This window comes from Thiomonas sp. SCN 64-16 (genome assembly GCF_001725585.1).
GTDB classification, from domain to species: Bacteria; Pseudomonadota; Gammaproteobacteria; order Burkholderiales; family Burkholderiaceae_C; genus Thiomonas; species Thiomonas arsenitoxydans.
The window spans coordinates 1-5,910 of sequence record NZ_MEGQ01000087.1; the positions used below are offsets into that span (position 1 = coordinate 1).

The following is a 5,910-nucleotide window of genomic DNA, read 5'->3' on the forward strand; positions in this document are numbered from 1 at the left end:
ATATGCACTGATCGTCAGGGGCGTTGCGCGCGATGAGTTCCCGTACCAGCGCCAGCCAGTCGTTGGCATGACTGGGATTCTTGATACCCACAGCGTCTAGGCTGCGTGCCAGTCTTGCGAGGTGGTCATGGGCCCGGAAAACCCGCCTGCCATAAACGGGAATCACCTCATAGACCCCGTCCCCAAAGATGAAGCCACGATCAAGTACGGATACTTGGCATTGAGCAAGCGGCTGAAAGGCGCCATTCAGATAGCACTCGGACTGATCGGTCGACATCGGGTTGAATGACATAGCGAATTTCCAGGAAAGAGCGAAGAGCCAAAGGGAGCAGGATTCAACGCACCAAACCGCGCCGCACCGCCTCCAGAGCAGCTTCAGCGCGCGAAGAGATGTTGAGCTTGCGGTAGATCTGTTTGACGTAGTCGGCCACAGTGTGTCGCGACAGGCCGAGCTGAACGGCAATTTCTGGCAGGGTGTAACCCTTGCCCACCAGTTGCAGCACCTCGCTCTCGCGCTCGGTGAGCGCAATGTGTTCTTCTTGCGGCAGATTTGAAGAAGGCGCCGACATCGTGCGATGCAGATGGGTGAAATGCTGCACCATGCGACGGGCAATACTGGGCGACAAGGGTGGCTCGCCATCCTGGATGCGTCGAAGTTGGGCACGCAACTCGATTTTTGGGCGATCTTTGAGCAAATAACCGAAGGCGCCCGCTTGCAGAGCGGGGAAGAGATGGTCGTCATCGTCGAAGATGGTGACCACGACAGAGCGGGCCTGTGGGCGGGTTTCCGTGAGGGTGCGGATCAATTCCAGGCCGCTGGCATCGGGAAGGCCCAGATCGACCAGCAGCAGATCGACGGGTTCGCGCTGCAGAATCTGCATGGCGTCGGCCATGCGACCCGCCTCGAAAATGCGCACGCCAGGATAGTTTTCGCGCAGCAATTCGACAAACCCGGCCCGCACAGCGGGAAGGTCATCGACGACCAAAGCGCATTGCATGGTGCTCATCGGCTTCCGTTTCTGATTCTTGCGCCGAGCAGACAATGACGGCGTCATCCCGATACTATCAACTCACGCCTCTGAATGCGGGGATTTGTGCCGCCATCGGCTCCGCAACCTTATTCGTCCCCATGCCCAACTCGCCCGTGCAACTTCGACACACTTTTTCCCCGCCCGACAATGCCCGCCTCGCCCAGCTCTGCGGCCCGCTGGATGAAAACCTCAGGCAGATCGAGGTCGCGTTCGACGTTCGCCTGTCGCGTCGTGCCGGCACCGTGAGCATCGAGGGCGAAAGTGCCGCCGCCCGGCGCGCACTCGATCTGCTGCAAACGCTCTGGGGCCGGGCCGACGCACGCTTCAGTCTGGAAGACATCCAGCTCGAACTGGTGCAAGCCGCACAAGGGCAGCGCCCCAAACTCACCGCGGCCGACGACGAGCCGGTGCTCTACACCCGCCGGGAAAGTCTGCACGGCCGCACGCCTAATCAGGTTCAGTACATCCGCAACATTCTTCAGCACGACATCACCTTTGGCATAGGCCCGGCGGGCACGGGCAAAACCTTTCTCGCGGTGGCCTGCGCCGTCGATGCGCTGGAGCGTCACGCCATCACCCGTCTGGTGCTGACGCGCCCCGCGGTCGAAGCCGGGGAGCGGCTCGGTTTCTTGCCCGGCGATCTGACCCAGAAGATCGACCCGTATCTGCGACCTTTGTACGACGCGCTGTACGACCTGCTCGGCATGGAAAAAACGCAAAAATTGTTCGAACGCGGCGCCATCGAGATCGCGCCGCTGGCTTTCATGCGCGGACGCACACTCAACCAGTCGTTCATCATTCTGGATGAGGCGCAGAACACCACGCCTGAGCAGATGAAAATGTTCCTCACCCGCATCGGCTTCGGTTCGCGCGCCGTCATCACCGGCGACGTCAGCCAGGTGGACTTGCCGCGCGGAACGCAAAGCGGTCTGGCGCAAGCCCAGAAGGTGCTGGCCGATGTGCGCGGCATCGCCTTCAACTCGTTCACAAGCCAGGACGTGGTTCGGCACCCGCTGGTGGCGCGTATCGTTGATGCCTACGATGCGCATGACGTCGCGCTGAAAGGCGAGCCGCCGTCCGGTGCGAGCGCAGGCGATTTGATCAGCGCCACCTCATCCCGTCGACGGCCGCAGCGCTCCGCATGACTCGCGCCGCACGCCCCACGAAACCTGCGTTGCGGCTTTCGGTGCAGTTTGCCGATACGACGCACCGCGATCAGTTGCCGCGCGCCCTGCTGCTGCGCTGGGTTCGCGCCGCCTTGCGCGTGGGCCCTGAGAGTTTCGATGCTCTACCGCAGGCCGGGGCGTTGTCTGAGGCGCATCAGATCACCTTGCGTTTTGTGGCTGCTGACGAAGGCCGGGCGCTCAACCGGGCCTATCGCGGCAAGGATTACCCCACCAATGTGCTGACCTTCGATTACAGCCACTGGCCGGTTCAGGCCGACATCGTGCTGTGCTGCCCCGTGGTCGCTGGCGAAGCGCAGGTGCAGCACAAGCCGCTCGGGGCGCACTACGCCCATCTGGTCATACACGGCCTGCTGCACGCGCAGGGCTGGGATCATCAGACCGAGCTAGAGGCACAAGAGATGGAACGTCACGAGGTGACGGTGTTGCAACGCTTCGGCATTTCCGACCCCTACGCCGACGGCAGCGAAATGCCCGCAGGGTAAAGTGCGGGCGCTGCCCACTCCGCCCTTTCAGGCTTCTCATCCTCATGTCCGAACGCCCCGCCAACCGCGATGCCAATGTCGCAACCGCCAGCGCCCCGCCGCGCAGTCTGCTGCGTCAATTCACTCAACCCCGGTTTGCGCCGTTTGTCTCCATCGTGCTGGGCGTGCTGCTCGCCCAGACCTTCGGGCGGCCGCAGCTCGGCGGATGGTCGATTGTCATTCTGGCCGCCTGGATCAGCCTGCTGTGGGCCGATGCGCAGCCCCGCCCGAAAGACCGGGCCAAGCGCGGCGCCTTGCTCGGTTTCAGTCTCGGGCTAGGCTGGTTCACGGGCGGGCTGTGGTGGCTTTATATCAGTATGGCGGTGTATGGCGGCATGGCGCCACCGATTGCGGGCGGCGCCTTGCTGTTGTTCTGTGCCTATCTCGCCCTCTACCCCACGCTGGCCGCTGCACTTGCAGCCGCACTCGCCCCCGCGGCAGGACGCGAGCCCTGGAAACTGGCCCGCGCCATCGGCGCCGCGCTGGTGTTGGCCGGAGGGTGGACGCTGGCGGAATGGTTGCGCGGCACGCTGTTCACCGGATTTCCGTGGCTGGCTCTGGGCTATGCCCAGGTCGGCAACCCGCTCTCGGGCTACGCCCCGGTGATCGGCCAGTACGGCGTGAACTTCGCCGCCGCATTGGCCGCCGCGCTGTTGGCGCTGCTCTCGCAAGTGAGTCTGCGGGGTGCGCTGGTCAGTCTGGGTCTGCTGGTAGCACTTTTTTTCGGCGGCTTGCAATTGCAGCAGGTGCGCTGGACGCATGCGGTGGGCCCGACGCTCAAAGTCGCATTGCTCCAGGGCGATGTCGCCCAGTCGGAAAAATTCAAGCCAGAAACACTGGGCCCCACGCTGCAGCTCTACGGCAACTGGCTGAGTTCGCTCAAAGCCAATCTCATCGTCACGCCGGAAACCGCCGTGCCCGTGCTGCCCGAAGATCTCGACCCCGGCTATCTGCGGCAGATCGAGCGGGCGCTGCGCGAGCACCACACCGCTGCGTTGCTGGGCATTCCGCTCACCCGCGGCGCCAATCAATACACCAATAGCGTGCTGGGACTGGGGGGCGCTGCGCCCTATCGCTATGACAAATCGCATCTGGTGCCGTTTGGCGAATTCGTGCCCTACGGTTTTCACTGGTTTGTCAAACTGATGGACATGCCGCTGGGCAGCTTTGCGCGCGGCGGGCTCGATCAGCCGCCCTTTGTGGTGCAAGGCGTGAAAGTGGCGCCGAACATCTGCTACGAAGACCTTTTCGGCGCGCAGATGGCGCAGCGCTTTCGCAACCCCGCGCACGCGCCGAATGTGTTCGCCAACCTGACCAATCTTGGCTGGTTCGGCAACACCATCATCATCCCGCAGCATCTGGAAATCGCGCGCATGCGTTCGCTGGAATTCCAGATCCCCGGCATTCGTGCCACCAACACGGGCGCCACCGCCATCATCAACGCCCACGGCCAGGTCGCCGCCGAGTTGCCGCCCTACACCGTCGGGGTACTGACCGGCTCGGTGCAGGGGCACGCGGGACTGACGCCGTTCGCCTGGCTGGCGTCACGCTACGGCGACTGGCCCGAGGTGCTGCTGGCGGCGTTCGCCTTGCTGCTGGGCTGGGCCCTGACCCGCCTGCAGCGCGGCGGCACCCACCACCACAACGCCAGGGTGTAGGCCCCCACGGCCAGATAGATGACGGTGAACACCGCCAGGGGCAGATTCCAGAAAATCAAATGATCGATCCAGGTCTGGATCAGGCCCGCTGTATAGCCGCGCTGTCCGGCGTCTTGCATCAGCGCGCTCTGCCACAAGGTGAGAAAGCAGGCACGCCCCAGCGCTGCCTGCGCCGCCACCACCGCCATCGACAGCAGATGCGCTGCGCGCCAGACGCAGCCGCGCACCCAGCGCCAGCGCTGCCAAGCGCCCAGCGGCACGACGATCAGACCGGCCACGTTGAACACAATCACGCCCAAATGCACCGCGAGAACGAGGTGCGCCAGTTGCAGGTCGAGTAAGGCGGGCATGGCGTAAGCGGGTCAGCAAAGATGCCACCATACGCCGAACAGGCTCTACAACCCGTTACGTCGCCCTAAGCGTGGCCCGGCTATGTTGTCATCATTCGCCACGCCCGCGCCGTCTGCGTGATGACCTCGGGATGTCGGCGTCAGCCGCCGCCGATGGCGTGGTCATTTCATTTGTTGGAGCCGTTTCATGCAGTCTCTTACCGTTTTTTTGCGCCGCGTCGGCGCCGCAATCGTGTTCTGCGCCGCCTGCGCGCCTGCTTCCTGGGCGGCGGGATTCACCTTTACCCCCTACCCTACAGCGCACAAGTTGCCGCTGTCCCAGGTCACTTTCGAAAACGCGCAGGGCAAACACATGACCCTGGCGGATTTCAAGGGCAAGGTCGTGCTGCTCAATATCTGGGCGACCTGGTGCCCGCCCTGCGTCCACGAAATGCCCACGCTGGACAAACTGCAAAAGCTGCTTGGCGGCAAAAACTTCGCCGTCGTGCCGCTGTCGGTGGACAAAGGCGGCATCTACACCGTGAAAAGCTTTTACGACGATAACTTCATCAGTCATCTGCCGATCTACGTCGACCCCACCACCCAGGTACTCGACACCCTGAGCATTCTGGGCACGCCGACGACCATCCTGATCAACAAGCAGGGCGAAGAAATCGCCTGCGGTCGCTTCCGACATGCGGAAGCCCGCTTCGTCAATACCGGTTTCGTCGACAAGGGCCATGCGTACTTCGGTCCATCATTCCGTTTGGCCAAAACCGCCGGATCGCCCGGCGGTTCTGAGTAGGAGCGGATTGCTGCCTTACTTGATCTTCGGCAGCTGCTCCCACTGGTGGAAGGGCGGCGGCGAAGGCAGCTGCCATTCCAGGGTCGTGGCGCCTTCGCCCCACGGATTGGCGCCGGCGACGCGCTTCTTCTGGAAGGCCTCGAACACGCCGTAGAGGAAGATCAGCACGCCGACGGCGGCGATGTAGGAGCCGTAGGACGAAACCATGTTCCAGCCGGCAAAGGCGTCCGGATAGTCGATGGTACGGCGCGGCATGCCAGCAAGGCCGAGGAAGTGCTGCGGGAAGAAGACCAGGTTCACGCCGACGAACGTGACCCAGAAGTGGGTGTTGGCGATCATCGGCGAATACATGTAGCCGGTCATCTTCGGGAACCAGTAG

General features: G+C 63.1%; 8 protein-coding genes. 4 read left to right on the forward strand and 4 right to left on the reverse strand.

The features are described from left to right. Together ABT24_RS15335 and ABT24_RS15340 are read right to left on the reverse strand one after the other, a co-directional pair. Positions 1-292: aminotransferase class IV (locus tag ABT24_RS15335; protein ID WP_286738244.1), on the reverse strand; the 292-nt coding region annotated here is incomplete at its 3' end. 43 nt (positions 293-335) lie between these two features. Beyond that, the gene (locus ABT24_RS15340; RefSeq protein ID WP_013107287.1) at positions 336-1,007 is read right to left on the reverse strand and encodes a response regulator; all 672 of its coding nucleotides are present in this window, start codon (positions 1,005-1,007) and stop codon (positions 336-338) included. A gap of 122 nt (positions 1,008-1,129) precedes the next feature. On the opposite strand from ABT24_RS15340, the gene ABT24_RS15345 reads away from it, so the two are divergent. Genes ABT24_RS15345 through lnt form a run of 3 tightly spaced genes read left to right on the forward strand, consistent with a single transcriptional unit; the run spans position 1,130 to position 4,397 of the window. Then, a complete protein-coding gene (locus tag ABT24_RS15345) occupies positions 1,130-2,176 on the forward strand; it encodes a PhoH family protein (protein ID WP_276732817.1) in 1,047 nt (348 codons plus the stop codon). Then, on the forward strand, positions 2,173-2,700 hold the full coding sequence (ybeY, locus tag ABT24_RS15350) for an rRNA maturation RNase YbeY (protein WP_276732813.1): 528 nt from the start codon (positions 2,173-2,175) through the stop codon (positions 2,698-2,700). Before ABT24_RS15345 ends, ybeY begins: the two co-directional genes overlap by 4 nt. A 44-nt stretch (positions 2,701-2,744) precedes the next feature. Beyond that, positions 2,745-4,397: an apolipoprotein N-acyltransferase gene (gene lnt, locus ABT24_RS15355; protein WP_276732810.1), complete on the forward strand. Its 1,653-nt coding sequence runs from the start codon at positions 2,745-2,747 to the stop codon at positions 4,395-4,397. On the opposite strand, the gene ABT24_RS15360 is transcribed toward lnt, so the two are convergent. Continuing rightward, the gene (locus tag ABT24_RS15360) at positions 4,289-4,747 is read right to left on the reverse strand and encodes a DUF2784 domain-containing protein (RefSeq protein WP_276732806.1); all 459 of its coding nucleotides are present in this window, start codon (positions 4,745-4,747) and stop codon (positions 4,289-4,291) included. The two genes, lnt and ABT24_RS15360, sit on opposite strands and share 109 nt — an antisense overlap. Positions 4,748-4,934: 187 nt before the next feature. Between ABT24_RS15360 and ABT24_RS15365 the strand changes: the two genes are divergently transcribed. Then, positions 4,935-5,531, forward strand: a complete 597-nt coding sequence (locus ABT24_RS15365; RefSeq protein WP_286738248.1) for a TlpA family protein disulfide reductase — start codon at positions 4,935-4,937, stop codon at positions 5,529-5,531. 15 nt (positions 5,532-5,546) lie between these two features. On the opposite strand, the gene ABT24_RS15370 is transcribed toward ABT24_RS15365, so the two are convergent. Next, positions 5,547-5,910 (reverse strand): cbb3-type cytochrome c oxidase subunit I (locus tag ABT24_RS15370; protein WP_286738250.1); only part of this gene is annotated, 364 nt, incomplete at its 5' end.

Excerpts from the sequence above, each read along its gene's own strand:
- ABT24_RS15340 (WP_013107287.1), bottom strand. The coding sequence starts at position 1,007 with ATGAGCACCATGCAATGCGCTTTGGTCGTCGATGACCTTCCCGCTGTG.
- ABT24_RS15345 (WP_276732817.1), top strand. The coding sequence starts at position 1,130 with ATGCCCAACTCGCCCGTGCAACTTCGACACACTTTTTCCCCGCCCGAC.
- ybeY (WP_276732813.1), top strand. The coding sequence starts at position 2,173 with ATGACTCGCGCCGCACGCCCCACGAAACCTGCGTTGCGGCTTTCGGTG.
- lnt (WP_276732810.1), top strand. The coding sequence starts at position 2,745 with ATGTCCGAACGCCCCGCCAACCGCGATGCCAATGTCGCAACCGCCAGC.
- ABT24_RS15360 (WP_276732806.1), bottom strand. The coding sequence starts at position 4,747 with ATGCCCGCCTTACTCGACCTGCAACTGGCGCACCTCGTTCTCGCGGTG.
- ABT24_RS15365 (WP_286738248.1), top strand. The coding sequence starts at position 4,935 with ATGCAGTCTCTTACCGTTTTTTTGCGCCGCGTCGGCGCCGCAATCGTG.